This window comes from Oscillibacter sp. CAG:155, assembly GCA_000436875.1.
GTDB lineage: Bacteria > Bacillota > Clostridia > Oscillospirales > Oscillospiraceae > Oscillibacter.
Genome location: FR890956.1, coordinates 15,745 through 33,694, shown reverse-complemented (window position 1 = coordinate 33,694; position 17,950 = coordinate 15,745). Strand labels below are relative to the sequence as shown.

The 17,950-nt window shown below is 60.5% G+C and carries 18 protein-coding genes, 1 pseudogene and 1 other annotated feature; all 19 genes and pseudogenes read left to right on the top strand.

Features of this window, described 5'->3' with window-relative positions; genetic code table 11:
• Positions 1–661, top strand: a pseudogene (locus QZL67_RS10855) (stage III sporulation protein AE); the annotation flags it as partial.
• Positions 658–1,143, top strand: coding sequence for a stage III sporulation protein AF (locus tag QZL67_RS10850; RefSeq protein WP_022290740.1), 486 nt, complete (start codon positions 658–660; stop codon positions 1,141–1,143). The pseudogene QZL67_RS10855 and the gene QZL67_RS10850, both read left to right, overlap by 4 nt.
• Complete coding sequence (locus tag QZL67_RS10845) at positions 1,121–1,633, top strand: stage III sporulation protein AG (protein ID WP_022290739.1); 513 nt, start codon at positions 1,121–1,123, stop codon at positions 1,631–1,633. The genes QZL67_RS10850 and QZL67_RS10845 overlap by 23 nt, the downstream gene beginning before the upstream one ends.
• A gap of 23 nt (positions 1,634–1,656) precedes the next feature.
• Positions 1,657–2,229, top strand: coding sequence for a SpoIIIAH-like family protein (locus tag QZL67_RS10840; protein WP_022290738.1), 573 nt, complete (start codon positions 1,657–1,659; stop codon positions 2,227–2,229).
• Between the two features lie 93 nt (positions 2,230–2,322).
• Complete coding sequence (locus QZL67_RS10835) at positions 2,323–2,715, top strand: Asp23/Gls24 family envelope stress response protein (RefSeq protein WP_022290737.1); 393 nt, start codon at positions 2,323–2,325, stop codon at positions 2,713–2,715.
• Positions 2,716–2,754: 39 nt separating this feature from the next.
• Positions 2,755–3,204 (top strand): transcription antitermination factor NusB, encoded by a 450-nt coding sequence (nusB, locus tag QZL67_RS10830; protein WP_022290736.1) that lies wholly within the window; start codon positions 2,755–2,757, stop codon positions 3,202–3,204.
• Between the two features lie 87 nt (positions 3,205–3,291).
• A complete protein-coding gene (xseA, locus tag QZL67_RS10825; RefSeq protein WP_022290735.1) occupies positions 3,292–4,509 on the top strand; it encodes an exodeoxyribonuclease VII large subunit in 1,218 nt (405 codons plus the stop codon).
• On the top strand, positions 4,506–4,745 hold the full coding sequence (gene xseB, locus QZL67_RS10820; RefSeq protein ID WP_022290734.1) for an exodeoxyribonuclease VII small subunit: 240 nt from the start codon (positions 4,506–4,508) through the stop codon (positions 4,743–4,745). Before xseA ends, xseB begins: the two co-directional genes overlap by 4 nt.
• Positions 4,745–5,623, top strand: a complete 879-nt coding sequence (locus tag QZL67_RS10815; RefSeq protein ID WP_022290733.1) for a polyprenyl synthetase family protein — start codon at positions 4,745–4,747, stop codon at positions 5,621–5,623. The genes xseB and QZL67_RS10815 overlap by 1 nt, the downstream gene beginning before the upstream one ends.
• 882 nt (positions 5,624–6,505) lie before the next feature.
• Positions 6,506–7,063, top strand: a complete 558-nt coding sequence (locus tag QZL67_RS10810) for a hypothetical protein (RefSeq protein ID WP_022290732.1) — start codon at positions 6,506–6,508, stop codon at positions 7,061–7,063.
• A gap of 15 nt (positions 7,064–7,078) precedes the next feature.
• Entirely contained in the window at positions 7,079–8,938 is a 1,860-nt protein-coding gene (dxs, locus tag QZL67_RS10805; RefSeq protein ID WP_022290731.1) for a 1-deoxy-D-xylulose-5-phosphate synthase, read from the top strand.
• Positions 8,928–9,752: a TlyA family RNA methyltransferase gene (locus tag QZL67_RS10800; protein WP_022290730.1), complete on the top strand. Its 825-nt coding sequence runs from the start codon at positions 8,928–8,930 to the stop codon at positions 9,750–9,752. The genes dxs and QZL67_RS10800 overlap by 11 nt, the downstream gene beginning before the upstream one ends.
• Positions 9,749–10,633, top strand: a complete 885-nt coding sequence (locus QZL67_RS10795) for an NAD(+)/NADH kinase (protein ID WP_022290729.1) — start codon at positions 9,749–9,751, stop codon at positions 10,631–10,633. Before QZL67_RS10800 ends, QZL67_RS10795 begins: the two co-directional genes overlap by 4 nt.
• Positions 10,623–11,072 (top strand): arginine repressor, encoded by a 450-nt coding sequence (gene argR / locus QZL67_RS10790; protein ID WP_022290728.1) that lies wholly within the window; start codon positions 10,623–10,625, stop codon positions 11,070–11,072. Before QZL67_RS10795 ends, argR begins: the two co-directional genes overlap by 11 nt.
• 94 nt (positions 11,073–11,166) lie before the next feature.
• On the top strand, positions 11,167–12,849 hold the full coding sequence (gene recN, locus QZL67_RS10785; protein WP_022290727.1) for a DNA repair protein RecN: 1,683 nt from the start codon (positions 11,167–11,169) through the stop codon (positions 12,847–12,849).
• A 15-nt stretch (positions 12,850–12,864) separates the two neighbouring features.
• On the top strand, positions 12,865–13,233 hold the full coding sequence (crcB, locus tag QZL67_RS10780) for a fluoride efflux transporter CrcB (protein WP_022290726.1): 369 nt from the start codon (positions 12,865–12,867) through the stop codon (positions 13,231–13,233).
• A gap of 174 nt (positions 13,234–13,407) precedes the next feature.
• Positions 13,408–13,649, top strand: a binding site (T-box leader).
• A 68-nt stretch (positions 13,650–13,717) separates the two neighbouring features.
• Positions 13,718–14,950 carry a tyrosine--tRNA ligase gene (gene tyrS / locus QZL67_RS10775; protein ID WP_022290725.1) on the top strand — a complete coding sequence of 411 codons (1,233 nt, stop codon included), beginning with the start codon at positions 13,718–13,720 and terminating at the stop codon, positions 14,948–14,950.
• A gap of 78 nt (positions 14,951–15,028) precedes the next feature.
• Positions 15,029–16,654 (top strand): ABC-F family ATP-binding cassette domain-containing protein, encoded by a 1,626-nt coding sequence (locus tag QZL67_RS10770; RefSeq protein WP_022290724.1) that lies wholly within the window; start codon positions 15,029–15,031, stop codon positions 16,652–16,654.
• A gap of 85 nt (positions 16,655–16,739) precedes the next feature.
• On the top strand, positions 16,740–17,915 hold the full coding sequence (locus QZL67_RS10765; RefSeq protein ID WP_022290723.1) for a hypothetical protein: 1,176 nt from the start codon (positions 16,740–16,742) through the stop codon (positions 17,913–17,915).
• Positions 17,916–17,950: the final 35 nt, after the last annotated feature.

Below are 17,950 nucleotides of genomic sequence, written 5' to 3'. Positions count from 1 at the left end.
GACGCTTCTGCCTACGCTGGCAGCAGCCCCGGCGGGCAGCGGTGCTGTATCCACCGCCACCGTCCAGCAGGTGACCACGGTTTTTTTTGTGGACCTCCTGCTGCGGCTGATCCAGGAACTTCTGCTGCCGCTGGTATACCTGTACATTGGTGCACTGACCGCGGCGGCATGCCTTCCGGAGGGGCGGCTGGACGCGGTGGCAGAGGGATTGAAAAAAGTGGTCACCTGGCTGCTGACCACTGCACTGCTGCTCTTTACTGTGTACCTTTCGGTGGTGCGTATCGTGGCGGGCAGCGCCGATGGGGCCACAGTGAAGGTGGCAAAAGCCGCCATCTCCGGCGTAGTGCCGGTGGTGGGAGGAATTCTCTCCGAAGTGTCGGAGACGGTGATGGCGGGGGCGGGGATGCTGAAAAACACCATTGGGATTTTTGGAATGCTGGCGGTGCTGGCAGCCTGTGCGTATCCGTTTTTGCAGCTGGGGGTGCAGTATCTCCTCTATAAACTCTCGGCGTTTCTTGCCGCCGCGGTGGGGCCGCCGGGGCTGAGCAAGCTGATCGGCGGTCTGGGGGGTGCATTTGGTCTGGTGCTGGGAATGACAGGGGCGGCGGCATTGCTGCTGCTGGTGTCCATCCTGGCCTCTGTGGGGGCGGTGATGCCATGATCGGAATGATTCGGCAATGGCTCACCGCCGTAGTGATGGTGACGATGCTGCTCTCCGTGGCCCAGACACTGGTGCCGGAGGGGACCATTCGAAAGATCACGTCCTTCATCGGAGGATTGCTGCTGCTTCTGGTGATGCTCCAGCCGCTGCTGCGGACAGACCTGGGGAACCTGCGCATCCGGACGGAGGACTACGCCGCCGCCATCGAAGAACGGCAGGCGGAACTGGAGAACGCGGAAGATGAGGCTCTCGCCCAAGGCATAGCGGAGCGGACAGCCGCATATATATCGGACAAAGCAGCCGGACTAGGACTGACGGTGACGGTCCGGGTGGAGACGGAGCCCGGAGCGGATGGCACACCGCTGCCGGAGCGGGTCTACCTGGAGGGAACACGGTCAGAGGAACTCTCCGCCTGGCTGGCGGAGGAACTGGGGATTCCGGCGGAGAGGCAGGTTTGGAATGGACAGGAAACGGGAAACTAAGGGAGTACGAGGCGTATGGGACAAGTACAAATTCGTGATACTGGTGATTGCAGTGGGAGCAGCACTGCTGCTGTGGCCCGGCGGAAAAGCGGTGAAGAGCGCGGCTTCTTCCGCTCAGGCAGCGGAAGTCCGGGATCTGGAGACCGAGATGGAGGAAATCCTATCGAAGATCGCCGGCGTGGGACAGGTGCAGGTGATGCTGACGGAGGATGCCGACGGGGAGAAACAGCTGGCGCAGGATACAGAACTCTCTTACAGCGGTTCCACCAAGGCACCGGAGGACTATTCCAGAAGTTCCGAGGTGGTGCTGACGGACAGCGGCGGCGAGGATACGGTGGTGGTGACCCGGCAGCAGTATCCCACCTATCGGGGAGCGCTGGTGGTGTGTCAGGGGGGAGACGAGGCGGACGTGCGCCTGGCGGTGACGGAGGCAGTGGCGGCGCTGACCGGACTTCCCAGCGACCGCGTCACGGTGGCAAAATGGCAGTGATCATTTGGAGGAGGAAAAGACCAATGCGAGCAAACGTAAGACGAAATGTGGTAGTCGTTACCATGGCAGTGCTGGTGTGTGCGGCGGTGGCACTGAACTGGCGGTTCACCCAGAACCAGGCGGCGGATGGCGCCGCGGAGGAAACAGGGACCAAGATCCTGGGAGAGGCAAAGCTGGTCTCCGGCGGGGAGGGCAGCGAGGAGGAGACCGCCGCTTTGGATGAGGACACGGTCTACACCGGCACGGACTATTTTGCCTCCGCCCGGCTGACCCGCCAGCAAGCACGGGATAACGCCATTTCCCTGCTGCAGGAGGCGGCCAACGAGGAAAACGCCAGCCAAGATGTGGCCAATGAGGCCTCGGAGGGAATTCAGGTCCTGGCGGGCTACACCATGAAGGAGGCCCAGATCGAGAACCTGGTCACCGCCAAGGGGTATGCGGACTGCGTGGCCTTTATGGGGGAGGACAGCATCAGCGTGGTGGTCTCCTCTGACACCGGGGAACTGACGGCGGAGGATGTTGCCAAGATTACGGATATCACCATGACGGAGACTGGATATCCCGCCAGCTCCATCCGGATCATGGCGGCAAATTAAAGGTTGTATTTTCCCGGAGGGCATGGTAAAATAACTATCTAAGGAAAACCCCGGTATCTTCTACCAAAGACATTGTGTAAGGAGAGTTATCAAATGGCCGATAGCAAGGAATACATGACGCTGCCGGAAGAAAACGGAAGCATCAATATATCGGAAGAGGTCATCGCGGCCATCGCCGTGGGCGCCGCCCGGGAAGTGGAGGGTGTGTCCGGTATGATGACTGCCATGGGCGGCAGCGTGACGGATCTGCTGAGCAACAAGAAAAACGCCCAGAAAGTCGCCCGGGGCGTGAAAATCGACATGACCGGCGTGGATCTGGTACTGGATCTCTACCTGACGGTGGAGTTCGGCCACCCCATCCCCGAAGTGGCGGAAAACGTCCAGAAGGCTGTTGCATCCGCTGTGGAGGCGATGACCGGTTGCCAGGTGGGTGCGGTCAACATCCATGTCGGGGGCGTGACCATGTCGGAGACCCCCAAGACCTGAGCGGGATTTCAACGAGAGAGAAGAGGACGAAGCTGCATTATGGTACGGAACACCGCACGTGAAATTGCCATCCATTTATCCTATGAACTGAGTTTTACCGACCAGCCGGTGGACCAGCTGCTGGACAGCCGGCTGACGGCTGACGCCTTTGCCGCGCTGGCGGGAGAGGACTCCATCTACGCCGAGGTCCCCAACGCCAAGCAGGCGGACTACATCCGCCGTCTGGTGAAGGGCGTGGCGGAGCATGGCGCCGAACTGGACGGCTACATCGCCAAATACTCCAAGGGCTGGAACTTTGCCCGGATTCCCCTGGTGGCCTCTGCCATCATGCGGGTAGCCATGTATGAGATCCTGTATATGCCGGACATTCCCAACGGCGTTTCCATCAACGAGGCGGTGGAGATCGCCAAAAAGTATGAGACACCGGAGACGGTGAAGTTCATGAACGGCATTCTGGGCAGCTTCGTGCGGCAGGAGACTGCGGAATAAGACAACGGCAGAGCGGGACGCGGCGAAAACCGCTGTCCGGCTCTGCTTTTTTGCCGTCTTACAGGATGGCGGGGAAGGAGGTCGATCATGGAACAGCATGTATTCGGCGTGGCCGAGGTGAACCAGCTGGTCAAGCAGCTCCTGGACGGGGAGCCCATGCTTCAGAATATCTATGTCCGGGGTGAGCTTTCCAATTATAAGATGTATCCCTCGGGCCATCACTATTTTACTTTGAAGGATGCCGATGGGGCCCTGCGGTGCGTCATGTTCCGGGGGCAGGCGTCCCGCCTGCGGTTCCGGCCGGAAAACGGCATGCAGGTCATCGCCCGGGGCCGGATCACCGTGTTTCCCCGGGACGGTGCCTACCAGCTCTACTGCGACGCCCTGACCCCGGAGGGGGCGGGAGACTTGGCAGTTGCCTTCGAGCAGCTCAAGGCCAAGCTCCACGCCGAAGGGCTTTTTGACCCCGCCCATAAAAAGCCGCTGCCCCGGTATCCCCAGCGCATCGCTGTGGTGACTTCCGCTGCCGGTGCGGCTGTCCACGATATGATCCGCATCCTGCGCCGCCGGTATCCCATCGCCAAGGTGATCTTGCTGCCGGTGCGGGTCCAGGGTACCGAGGCCCCGCCGGAGATCGCCGGGGCCATCCGGTATGCGGACCGCTGGAAGATCGGCGACGTCATCATCACCGGACGGGGCGGCGGGTCTATGGAGGATTTGTGGGCATTCAACGACGAGCGGGTGGCCCGGGCCATCTATGATTGTGAGACCCCGGTCATCTCCGCTGTGGGCCACGAGCCGGACGTGACCATTGCAGACTTTGTGGCGGATGCCAGAGCGTCCACCCCCTCCAATGCGGCGGAGATCGCCGTGCCGGATCAGGTGGAGCTGCTGCGGTGGCTCCGGGGCGCCGGGGACCGGATGGTCCAGTGCGAGACGGGGCGGCTGGAGGCAGCCCGGCAGCGGCTGGACAACCTGGCCTCCAAGCGGGTCATGCGGGACCAGCTGGCCTATGTGCAGGACAAGCGGATGGAGCTGGCCCATCTCCAGCAGCGGCTGGGAGACCTCTCCGGCGCACTGCTCAGCCGCCGGCGGCAGCGATTCTCCGCTCTGGCGGCGGCACTGGACGCCATGAGCCCGCTGAAAGTGCTGGGCCGGGGCTATGCCGTGGCCCGGTCCCAGGACGGCACGATTTTGAAGAGCGGACGGGAGGTTGCCCCCGGTGATCGGGTGTCCGTCACCTTGAGCGAGGGCGGCTTTGACGCCGTGGTGGACCGTTCCTATACGAAGGAGGATCAGACATGAGTGCGAAGAAAATGACCTTTGAGCAGCAGATTCAGCGTCTGGAGGAGATCGTGGCGGCGCTGGAGAAGGGAGACGCCCAGCTGGCAGACTCTCTGGCCCTCTTTGAAGAGGGAACCAAGCTCATTGCCGCCTGTTCCAAGCAGCTGGACCAGGCGGAGCAGCAGGTGGTCAAGCTGATGAAAGGCCCTGACGGCGCGCCGGTGGAGTTGCCCTTTGAAGAGCAGGAGGTGCAGTGATGGACCATCAGACGTTTGAAAACCGCTATCAGACGTACCGACAGGCGGTGGAGGCGTATTTGAACGGATTATTCGCGTCCCGTCCTCATTGGGCGGATCTGTATGAAGCGATGCGGTACAGCCTCCTGGCGGGAGGCAAGCGTATCCGCCCGGTTCTGACGCTGGAGTTTGCCCGCCTCGCTGGGATGGACTGGCACGATGCGTTGCCGGCAGCCTGTGCCTTGGAGCTGGTCCATACCTATTCCCTCATCCACGATGACCTGCCCTGCATGGATGACGACGATCTGCGCCGGGGTAAGCCCACCAATCACAAGGTCTATGGGGAGACGCTGGCGGTGCTGGCGGGGGATGCTCTGCAGCCGGAGGCGTTCCGGCTGATCCTGACGGCACCGGGGCTGGCACCGGACCGGCGGGCGGCCTGCGCCCTGGTTCTGGCGGAGGCCGCCGGCGCGGACGGCATGGTGGCCGGACAGGTATTGGACACGCTTCACGCTCCCAAAACGGAGGCGGAGCTGACGGAGGTCCACCGCCTCAAGACCGGTGCCATGATCGCCGGGGCCTGCCGGATGGGCGTGGCCGCAGCGGGCGGCAGTGACGGGCTGGACCGGACTGCCCGGGCCTATGCGGAGGAGCTGGGCCTTGCCTTCCAGATCCGGGATGATCTGCTGGATGTGGTGGGAGACGAGTCTACCTTCGGAAAGCCCATCGGCTCCGACAGGGAAGAGGGTAAGGTGACCTTCGTGGACCTGCTGGGGATCGACGGGTGTGACAAGGCGGTGCAGGCGGCCACTAAGCGGGCCGAGGACGCCGTGGCGGCACTGGATACCGACGGATTTTTAAGCGCGCTGGCCGGCTCTCTCGCAGAGCGGAAACAGTGAATTCAAACACAAAAGTGAGGGCGCCGGGAGGGATTCCCGGCGCTTTTTCATGCGTGAATGGAAGAAAAATACATAAAAAATTCATCATTTGTATATACGGAATATGTTGTATAATTATGGCGTCCGTGCTATACTGTATCACGCTAAGCGGCGGCGCAGTATTCTAGTCAGATCCGCCGTTTCCTAGGGAGGGCCTAAAAATCCTCTGAAGGGCACATCGATGAAACCTCTGGTGCCTGCTTGATACGCCCAGTTTTGGGTGGGTGCTGGGGGGAAGTGCGGCCAAGCCGCGCTTGCGGACTCAGGGCGATGAACAATGGCATGATCAACCCGACCCTGTTTCCGTGGAGACCTGTTCTTGTGCACAGACGTACTCCCGTGTGGTATTCCGGCCTGTGTACGAAACAGATTGTGAACCTGCAATGCGGTGCATCGCTCCGGTTTGGGGCGTAACGCTGTGTGCAGACGTAGCCTGCCTTGCGTGGGTGTGGTGGATGAGAGGTCAGGCCGCTGAGACTCCGGCCGGAGCAAGCGGCGGCCCCCTGCTCTTTGAAACCAGATCTGCAAAAGAGGCTAAAGAAATGGACGGACTGGGGTGGAAAACACCTAGACTGTCTGTTCCATGGGCAGAAAAGGGATTGCAGTGCGGACTAAGTGGCAGTCGGGTCGTGCAGACGGCGACGCTGTGCCGCGGTGTTGAAAGGGGAACCGCCTCCATCGGCAACGGGAGGTATACCGCGGGGAAATCCAACCCGTACCTAAGCCGTAAGATTTACCTTTTCTGCCGCCGCCAGCTTAGCAGCTTCCCCAAGCGTACCGGATGCCGGTGCTTTTGGGGAAGTCCATTCTTTTGAGAAGGACCTTCTTTGGAGGGAGTTTATTTTGAAGAAAGAACAGACGGGCCGCGGTGGAAAGAAGGAGGAGCCCTCCCGATTCCGCTGGCCCTTGCAGGTATTTTTCCTGGCCATTGCCCTTTCGGGAACGCTGAGTTTGGTGTCGGGGAGTATGCTTTCCGGTGCGGGACTGATAGTGGCCGTGGTGATCGTGGTGGCGTTTATTGCCCTGGGCATCGTGTTTGATATCATCGGCGTGGCAGTCACCGCCGCGGACGCCAGGCCCTTTCACTCCATGGCGGCCCACCGGGAAAAGGGGGCCAAGGAGGCGCTGATGCTGCTGCGCAGTGCCAGCCGGGTGTCCAGTGTCTGCAACGACGTGGTGGGAGATATCTGCGGCATCGTCAGCGGCAGTACGGCAGCCGTGATCGTGACCCGGCTCCAGACAGCGCTGAATGTGCGCTCCGTGCTGATTTCCGTGGCGATTACGGCGCTGATCTCCGGACTTACCATCGGCGGGAAGGCGCTGGGCAAGACCTTTGCTATCCAGAGCAGCACCCAGGTGGTCTATTGGGCGGGGCGTTTTCTGCACCTGTTCCACCGCTGAGAGGAGTATGCGCGTATGATTTTGGAAACCATTCATTCCCCTGCGGACGTCAAAGCCCTGGACCGGTCCCAGCTGCCGGTTCTGTGCAGTGAACTGCGGGAATTCTTGATTCAGCATGTCTCTGAGACCGGCGGTCATCTGGCCTCCAATCTGGGAGCGGTGGAACTGACAGTGGCAATCCACCGGGTATTTGACACCGCCTCCGACCGCCTTGTCTTTGACGTGGGCCACCAGTGCTACGTCCACAAGGCCCTCACAGGGCGGCAGGAGTTATTTTCTACCCTGCGGCAGTTCGGCGGTCTCTCCGGGTTCCCCAAGCCCCGGGAGAGTCAGCATGACGCCTTCATTGCCGGACATGCCTCCAATTCTGTGTCCGTGGCGCTGGGCATGGCCCGGGCCCGGACGCTGGCCCATGAGGATCACAGTGTTCTGGCCCTCATCGGAGACGGCGCTCTCACCGGCGGCCTTGCCTACGAGGGGCTTAACGACGCCGGGGCCTCCGGAGAACCGCTGATCGTGATCCTCAATGACAACGGCATGTCCATTAATCCCAACGTGGGGGCCCTTCCCACCCACCTGACCCACCTGCGCAGCAAACCCGCGTACTATCATTTTAAAAAGTGGTACCGCAGCCTGTTTGGGCGCAATCCCATGAAAAATCCGGTCTACCGCTTCAGTCACAAACTCAAGTCCACCCTCAAGCAGACATTGTGGCCCGGAAGTACGCTGTTTGAGGACATGGGCTTTACCTATCTCGGCCCTATCGACGGCCACGATCTGGACCGGCTTTGCAATGTGCTGCAGTGGGCCAAGGAACTGCGCTGTCCGGTGGTGGTCCATGTAAACACCGTCAAGGGCAAGGGCTATCCCTTTGCGGAAAAAGACCCTGGAAAATTCCACGGTGTTGCCCCCTTTGATCCCCAGACGGGCATTTTGAAAAAGCCCGGCGGGGAGAGTTTTTCCAGCGTGTTCGGCAAGACGCTTGCTGCCTGCGCCGCAGAGAACGGACGGGTGTGCGCCGTTACCGCAGCCATGGCTGACGGCACGGGCCTTGCCGGGTTCGCCCGGGAGTTTCCGGACCGTTTTTTTGATGTGGCCATTGCAGAGGGGCACGGCGTGGCCATGTCGGCGGGCCTTGCAAAGGGCGGAATGCTGCCGGTGTTTGCCGTCTACTCCACTTTTTTGCAGCGGGGCTATGATGAGCTGATTCATGACATCTCCCTCCAGCAGCTCCATGTGGTGCTGGGGGTGGACCGGGCCGGGCTGGTGGGCGCCGACGGCGAGACCCATCACGGCTGCTTTGACGCGCTGTTCCTCTCAGAGATCCCGGGCTTTACCGTACTTTGTCCCTCCAGTTTCCAGGAACTGCGGCACATGCTCCGTCAGGCCCTTTTTGAGATCGAAGGACCGGTGGCCATTCGCTATCCCCGGGGCGGGGAAGGGGCATACCGGGGGGATACGTCGTCTCAGACTGTGGTCCGGCTGCGGTCGGGGAGCGACCTGACGCTGCTGGGATACGGCGTGATGATCAACCACCTGCTTGCGGCGGCGGAAACACTGGAAAAGCAGGGAATCCATGCGGGCGTTGTAAAACTCAACCGCATCTCCCCCTTGGATTATGAGACCATCGGGCCAGAACTTGCGGCGGCGGACACGCTGCTGGTAGCGGAGGACTCCTTCGGCGCAGGCTGTGTGGGCCAGCGGGTAGCGGCGATTCTGGCGGAACAGGGGAAAGCCCCCCGAAAACTGATTTTGAAAAATCTCGGCAAGACCTATGCGCCGGAGGGGTCAGTGCCAGAGCTGGAGCACAGCTTTGGACTGGATGCCCAGGGCATTGTGACGGCCGTGCTGGAGGCAAGAGAACATGAGCAATAAAACACGCCTGGATGTATTGCTGGTGGAACAGGGACTGCAGGAGAGCCGGCAGAAGGCTCAGGCCACCATTATGAGCGGTCTGGTATTTGTAGACGGCCAGCGGGTGGACAAGCCCGGTACGGCGGTCCCCAATACCGCATCCATTGAGATTCGGGGCCGCGTGCTGCCCTATGTCAGCCGGGGCGGCCTGAAACTCGAAAAGGCCATGGCCACGTTCCCCATTGACCTGCACGGTGCTGTCTGCGGGGATATCGGCGCCTCCACCGGCGGATTTACCGACTGCATGCTGCAAAACGGTGCGCAGAAGGTCTACGCCGTGGATGTGGGCTACGGGCAGCTTGCCTGGAAACTCCGCTCGGACCCCCGGGTGGTGTGCCTGGAGCGGACCAACGCCCGCTATCTGACCCACGAGCAGGTGCCGGAGGAGCTGGATTTTGCCTCCATCGACGTGAGCTTTATCTCGCTGAAGCTGATTCTGCCTGCTGTGCATGGGCTGCTGCGGGACGCGGGCCATGTTGCCTGCCTCGTGAAGCCTCAGTTCGAGGCCGGCCGGGAAAAGGTAGGGAAAAAGGGCGTGGTCCGGGACCCTGCCGTCCACCGGGAGGTGCTGGAGCACTTCTTGGATCATGCGAAGGAATCTGGCTTTACAGTCCTTGGCCTGACGTATTCTCCAATCCGCGGGCCGGAGGGAAATATCGAGTATTTAGGGTATCTGGAAAAAGGTGAGTGGCAGGAGCGGAGCTTCGACCTGGACGCCTTGGTGGCGGAGTCCCATGAGACGCTGAAAGAGCATGGAGAGGGGAGCAGCCTATGAATCCCAAGAAAATCATCCTCTGTCCAAACCCCAGCCGGGACCGGGGCATGAACGCCACAAAACGGGTGGACAAGCTGCTGCGGGAGATGGGATTCCGCACAGTGGTATGCTCTCCTTTCAAAGATCAGAAAGATGGCGCCTTTGCCGACGTGGATGTGCGGCCTCTTCACCCTGAACTGCGGAGTGCGGACCTGCTCATCACCTTCGGGGGAGACGGCACGATTTTACATCTTGCAAAGCTGGTGGCCCTCAATAAAATTCCTGTTCTTGGAATCAATATGGGAGGGCTTGGCTTCATCGCAGAGCTGGAGGCCGGAGAGTTGGACAAGCTGCGCCGGCTGAAGGAGTGGAACTTTGAGACGGAGCACCGGATGATGCTGGACGTGTCCGTGCTGCGGGACGGCCGGCAGATCTATACGAACCTGGGCCTCAACGACGCTGTGATCCGGGAGGGTCCCATCTCTCATGTGATCCATCTGAAGATCTCCTCCGACGGACGCCATCTGGCGGATATTGCGGGAGACGGCGTGATCGTGGCCACGCCCACCGGCTCTACGGCATATTCCCTGTCCGCAGGCGGGCCGGTGGTGGAGCCGGTGGCCCAGACTATGGTGGTCTGTCCCATCTGCACCCACAATATGCGCTTTTCCTCTTACGTGCTCTCTCCGGAGCATACGCTGACCATTCAGCTGGAACGCAACGGGCGCAAGCCGGTCTATCTCTTCGTGGATGAAAGCCGGGCGTTTCCGCTGCGGGCGGACGATCAGGTGCTGGTGCGCCGCAGCAAGTACACCACCAAACTGGTCCGTCTGACGGAGAAGAGCTTTTGCGAGATCTTTGCGAAAAAAATGCTGCCGGGAGGATTTGACGATGAAAAATGACCGACAGAGTATGATCCTGGAGATCATTTCCCAGGAAAATATCGAAACCCAGGAGCAGCTGCTCTCTCGACTCCAGGAGCGGGGGATCACCTCCACCCAGGCCACGATTTCCCGGGACATCAAGCAGATGCACCTCATCAAGGAACCGGTGGGCCACGGCGTATACAAATATGCTGTCTCCGGAAACCGAACAAAGCTGAACTTTGCGGAGAAGCTGCGGACCATTTTCCGGGAGAGTATTACCAGCATCGACAGTGCCCAGAACATCGTGGTCATCAAGACCATGCCGGGCCTGGCCAGTGCGGCCTGCTCCGCTCTGGACAACATGGATATCACCTACATGGTGGGATCCCTGGCCGGAGACGATACGGCCTTTTTGCTGATGCGGGATACGGAATCCGCCGCCGCCTTCTGCGAGGAGATCAAGGAGATGCTGTAAGGGTTCCCACGCTACGGCTCCGGTGTGAAAGCAGGCGTCGCCTGACCGGAGCGGAAGTAACCACCGGGAACCTGGACGTGTAAAGGGGTATGTGATGCTGGAATTGCTGCATATCGAAAATATTGCCGTCATTGAAGCGGCAGACATCGCCTTCCGGCCGGGGTTCAATGCCCTCACCGGTGAGACCGGCGCCGGAAAGTCCATCGTGATCGACGCCATGGGCGCAGTGCTGGGCGGGCGGACCTCCCGGGAGCTGATACGCACCGGTGCGTCCCATGCCTTCGTCAGCGCGGAGTTTTCCGGTGTGCCTGCCGATCTGCCCGGACTGGCGGAGGCCGGTGTGGCGCCGGATGAGAACGGGGAATTGCTGCTGCAGCGGGAAATCGGTTCCGATGGAAAAAACGTCTGCCGGGCCAACGGCCGCCCTATCACCGTGGCGCAGCTGCGCCGGGTGGGCAGCGAACTGCTGAACATCCACGGTCAGCATGATGGGGCCCAGCTTTTGGATGAGGAACAGCACGGTGCCTATCTGGACCGCTTCGGCCGGACGGAAGGAGTGCTGACAGCCTATCAGCAGGCCTATGGCGTGATGGCGGATCTGCGGGGGCAGATTCGGGCCCTCCAGATGGACGAGGCGGAGAAGGCCCGCCGGATGGACAGCCTCCGCTTTCAGATCGACGAGCTAGAGCGGGCCAACCTTCAGCCTGGCGAGGAAGAGGAGCTGACGGCCCGCCGGAATCTGTTGCGCAACGGCGAGAAGTATCTGGGTGCTCTCTCTGGGGCGGACTACTGCCTCAACGGCGGGGACGAAGGCGGCGGAGCCGTTGAGGCTCTGCGGGCGGCGGAGACGTCCCTCTACAGCATCCGCACCCTGGGCGATGACCTGATGGAACTCTATAAACGATTGGAAAATCTGCGGTGTGAAGCCTATGACCTTGCCGAGACGATCCGGGATAAGCGGGCAGAATTTGACTTCTCTCCAGCGGAACTGGACGCAGTGGAGAGCCGGTCGGACCTGCTGTACCGGCTGAAGAAGAAATACGGCGCCACCGTGGAGGACATGCTGAATTACCTGGAAAAGTGCCGGGAGGAGCTGGACGCTATTGAAACCGCGGACGATACCCTGTCCCGTCTGGAGCAGCAGCTCCAGGCAGCGGAGAAGAAGGTCCGTGCTGCCGGGGCGGAGCTGACACAGGCCCGCCGTGCCGCCGGAGCTGTTTTGGAACAGCGGATTCAGCAGGAACTGCGGGATCTGGATATGAACCGGGTCCGCTTTGCCATTGATTTTGCGGAGAAGGAGCCGTCTCCCGACGGCTGTGACACCATTCGCTTCCTGATGTCCGCCAACGTGGGGGAGGATCTGAGGCCCATTGCCCGGATCGCCTCCGGCGGCGAGCTGGCCCGTATCATGCTGGCCCTCAAGAATGTGCTGGCGGAGCAGGAAGCCGTTGGGACGTTGGTGTTCGACGAAGTGGACACTGGCGTGTCCGGCCGTGCCGCCCAGAAGGTGGCGGAAAAGCTGGCTCAGGTCAGCCGCCGTAAGCAGGTGCTGTGCGTAACCCATCTGCCCCAGCTGGCCGCTATGGCGGATACCCATTTCTCCGTGGAGAAGGGCGAGAGCAAGGGAAGAACCTTTACACATGTGATCTTGTTGGACCGGGAGGCCCGCAAGGCGGAGCTGGCCCGGCTGACCGGCGGCACCAAGGTGACACCGGCACTGCTGGAAAGTGCCGGGGAGCTGCTGGACGAGGCCGAGTCATACCGAAAAAATCTGTAACGCGGAGGGAACAGCATGGGCGTATTGTGGGTGGCCCTGGGCGGGGCCTGCGGCGCGGCTGTCCGGTATGGGATCAGTCTGCTGCCGGTCCGGATGGATTTCCCGGTTTTGACCCTGATGACCAACTTTCTGGGAGCGCTGCTGATCGGCGTGATCGTGGGAATGGCCGACGAGGGCCGGCTCACTCCGAACCAGACGCTGTTTTGGAAGACCGGTGTGTGCGGCGGCTTCACCACCTTCTCTACCTTTTCTCTGGAGACACTGACACTGCTGGAGTCCGGCCGTGTTCCCGCTGGGTGTCTTTACATGGTGCTGAGCCTGGGACTCTGCGTGCTGGGGGTGGCGCTGGGACGGGGACTGTGCGCGGCACTGTTCCGGGGCTGAGAAAATAGAGATGGACGTTGGAATGGAACAGGTCCGGCGCTATCGGCTGCGGGGCCATCATCCGGACCGGAAATTGCCGCCGGAAGGCCTTCTTGCGGCGGCTGGTGCCAGCGGCGTGCAGAATTCCACACCTGGCCTTGACATTTGGCTGCGGAGCGGATATAATCAGCCACGTATACAGCGAGGAAGAGGAGAAGTATCCGCTACGATGCTGCATAGAGAGCCCCTGGACGGTGAAAAGGGGAGAGCGGACGGCGGCGAATACACCTTGGAGCTGGCACCCCAACGGCTTTTGCCCAGTAGGCGTGCTCCGGGAGCGCCCGTTACCGCGCTGTCGTGTGATGGCACGACGTGAGGCCGTCTCCGTGAGGGGGCGGTGAACCAGAGGTGGTACCGCGAATCTGTTCGCCCTCTGTCCCGGCCGGGACGAGGGCGTTTTTGTTCCGTCCGGCGGAATCTAAAAAAGAACAGGAGATCATTCATCATGCAGATTTACGAAGAACTCAAGGCCCGCGGGCTCATTGCACAGGTGACCGACGAAGAGGAGATCCGGGACCTGGTCAACAACGGCAAGGCCGTTTTCTATATTGGCTTTGACCCCACTGCCGACTCTCTCCATGTGGGCCACTTCATGGCGCTGTGCCTGATGAAGCGGCTGCAGATGGCAGGCAACCGTCCCATCGCCCTGATCGGCGGCGGCACCGGTTATATTGGCGACCCCTCCGGGCGGACGGACATGCGCTCCATGATGACGCCGGAGACCATCCAGCACAACTGCGAGTGCTTTAAAAAGCAGATGAGCAAGTTCATCGAGTTCGGCGAGGGCAAGGCCATGATGCTCAACAACGCCGACTGGCTCCTCAAGCTCAACTACGTGGATCTCCTGCGGGAGGTGGGCGCTTGCTTCTCCGTCAACAACATGCTGCGGGCGGAGTGCTACAAGCAGCGTATGGAAAAGGGCCTGAGCTTCCTGGAGTTCAACTATATGATCATGCAGTCCTACGACTTCTACCACATGTTCCAGACCGTGGGCTGCAATATGCAGTTCGGCGGCGACGACCAGTGGTCCAACATGCTGGGCGGCACGGAGCTGATCCGCAAGAAGCTGGGCAAGGATGCCTACGCCATGACTATCACGCTGCTTTTGAACTCCGAAGGCAAGAAGATGGGCAAGACCGCCTCCGGCGCCGTGTGGCTGGACCCCAACAAGACCTCTCCCTTCGACTTCTACCAGTACTGGCGCAACGTGGGCGACGCCGACGTTTTGAAGTGCATCCGGATGCTGACCTTCCTGCCTCTGGAGCAGGTGGACGAGATGGACAGCTGGGAGGGCAGCCAGCTCAACACTGCCAAGGAGATTTTGGCCTACGAGCTGACCAAACTGGTCCACGGCGAGGAAGAGGCCCAGAAAGCTCAGGAGGCCGCCCGCGCGCTCTTCGGCGGCAGCGGCGATTCCGCCAACATGCCCTGCACGAAGCTCTGCCGGGAGGATTTCGCCGGCGATGAGATCGACATTTTGACGCTGCTCATCAAATGCGGTCTGGCTCCCTCCAAGGCGGAGGCCCGGCGGCTGGTACAGCAGGGCGGCGTCAGCGTGGACGGCCAGAAGGTGGGCGACATCGCCGCCAAGTGGACCTGCAAGGACTGCTGCGGCGAGGGCGTCGTAGTGAAAAAGGGCAAGAAGGTCTACCACAAGGCCATCCTGGAAGAAAAATAAAAGCACGCGGCAGACGCGGCGCATCAGCGCCGCGCCTGTTTGTGCGTTTTGATAGAACAAGCAAGGAAAGGAATTACCATGATCACTGTCAATGACGTCAGCTTGAACTTCTCCGGCCAGACGCTTTTCAAGCACGTGGACCTGAAGTTCGTCCCCGGCAACTGCTATGGCATCATCGGCGCCAACGGCGCTGGAAAGACCACGTTTTTGCGGATTCTCTCCGGCGATCTGGAGCCTACGACCGGCGAGGTCATCATCCCCAAGAACGAGCGGATGAGCGTTTTGAAGCAGGACCACTTCCAGTATGATGCTTACACGGTACTGGACACGGTCATCATGGGCAACCAGCATCTCTATGATGTGATGAAGGAAAAGGATGCCCTCTATGAGAAAGAGGACTTCTCTGATGAGGACGGTGTGAAGGCCAGCGAGCTGGAAGCGGAGTTCGCCGAAATGGGCGGCTGGGAGGCCGAGAGCGACGTCTCCCGTCTGATCCAGGGTCTGGGACTCTCCAATGACATTTTGTATAGTGAGATGAGCACCCTTACCGCCAAGGAGAAGGTGAAGGTGCTGCTGGCCCAGGCGCTCTTCGGAAAGCCGGACATCATCCTCCTGGACGAGCCCACCAACCACCTGGACATCCAGGCCATCGAATGGCTGGAGGACTTCCTGATGGAGTGTGAGAGCCTCATCATCGTGGTCTCCCATGACCGTCACTTCCTCAATACCGTCTGCACCAGCATCGTGGACGTGGACTACGGCGGCATCCGCATGTATGTGGGCAACTACGATTTCTGGTACCAGTCCAGCCAGCTGATGCAGCGGATGATCCGGGATCAGAACAAGAAGAAGGAAGAGAAGATCAAGGAACTCCAGGACTTCATCTCCCGCTTTTCCGCCAACAAGTCCAAGTCCAAGCAGGCCACCGCCCGCCGCAAGCTTCTGGATAAGCTGACGGTAGAGGAGATGCCCGCCTCTTCCCGGCGCTATCCCTTCGTGGGCTTTACCATGGACCGGGAACCGGGCAAGGAGATCCTGGCAGTGGAGGGCCTCTCAAAGACCGTGGACGGCCGCAAGGTGCTGGACAACGTCTCCTTCCGGGTGAACAAGGGCGACAAGATCGCCTTCGTGGGAGAGGACGAGATCGCCAAGACCACCCTCTTCAAGATCCTCATGGAGGAGCTGGAGCCGGATGAGGGTACCTTCAAGTGGGGCACCACCATCACCACCAGCTATTTCCCCCTGGATAACTCCGCCTTCTTCAACGACTGCGATCTGAACCTGGTGGAGTGGCTGGGCCAGTACACGGGGAACACGGCAGAGGAGAGTACAGAGTCCTTCAAGCGTTCCTTCCTGGGCCGGATGCTCTTCTCCGGCGACGATGTGTACAAGCCGGTCAAGGTCCTCTCCGGCGGTGAGAAGGTGCGGTGCATGCTCTCCCGGATGATGCTCTACGGTTCCAACGTGCTGATTCTGGACCAGCCCACCAACCACCTGGACCTGGAATCCATCACCGCTGTGAACAACGGCCTGATCGACTTCAAGGGCGTGGTGCTCTTTGCCAGCCATGACCATGAGTTTGTGGAGACCATTGCCAACCGCATCATGGAGTTCGTGGACGGAAAGCTCATTGACAAGATGTGCACCTACGACGAGTATATCGCCGGACAGCGGGAGGAAATGCTCTCCCGTCTGAAGGGATAATTGCGGCTTGTAACCAAAATGTAGTTGAATCCGCAAAGTGCCGCCTCTATACTGAGCGTATCTCAGTGTGGAGGTGGCACTTTTCATGTTCAGGCAGCAGCTTGTGGGGCTGGCGCTCTTGCTGGCAGTAACAGCAGGGGTGGCAGCGGCAGATCAGCTTTGCCAGAAAGAGCCGGAAGCAGATCTCCCCGCGTATGCTGCTGTTGCACCGCTGGAAGGGGAGATCTGCTCCCCGGACGGACGGTTTTATGTCCGGCAGATGGGCGCGGACACCAGTATTACTGCGGCGGGGCTCTATCCGGCGGAGCGAATCCAGCTGGTCAGCCGGAAGAGCGGCGAAGTTTTATGGGAGGACATCGGCTATTATCATCAGTCGGTGCTGTGGTCTCCGGGGAGCCGGTATGCGGCCATCGCCCGGCGGGCCCGCACCTACCAAGTGGTCACCGTCATCGATACGCAGACCTTTCTTGCCTGGGATGTGACGATGCCGGATGGTGGACCGATCCCGGAATATACGTTTTTGCCGGATGGCAGCTCCTGGGGAAGCTGGCAGAATGAGAACACCCTTCTTTTGACCGTGGGACTGGGCGGCGACAGCGGCCCCCAGCGATTTTACCGCTGTGCGCTTCGCTCTCAGGCGGATCAGCTGACCGGCAGCACCCTGGAGCAGACCCGGCAGTCTCTGCCTGGCCTGTGGGACTTTGACGGGGACGGTGCACCGGAGACGGCGGAAGTCACAACAGTCTGGTCGCCGGAAGGCACGGCGGCCTGGTATGAGCTGCATATCAAAAAGGAGGATGGCTCCATTCTCTGGAGCCAGGAGGATTTTTCTGATTCCCACGCCGGCTGGAGTTCCCTGTTTGCCTGCCAAACAGACGGACGGGACTGTCTGTTGCGGTATGACCCCTGGATCGGGCAGGGACTGGGCTCCTATTCCTATGAGCTGTTCACGCTGAATACAGAAGGGGAAGAGGTTTCAGTTCGGAAAAACCGGGTGGAGTTTGACACCAGCGGTGCGGAAATTCTGGACTTCGACCCCGGGGCCATCGCTGCTTTTTTAGAGGAGGTCCATGGCTATCTTGCCGGCAGCACTCTGCTGCTGAGTACCCAGGGCGGGACCGTACGCTTCGGCACCGATGGCGGAGCGTTTCAAGATGACCTGTGCTTCTGGAGTGCGGATTGTCCCTATGACAATGCGCTGTCCCTGAAAGAGAACCTGGAGCGGGTTCGGGACTCCTTGGCAGAATCCTCCAATGGCTGATTCAGCACCTCCCAACACATTAAAAAGCGGCCGTC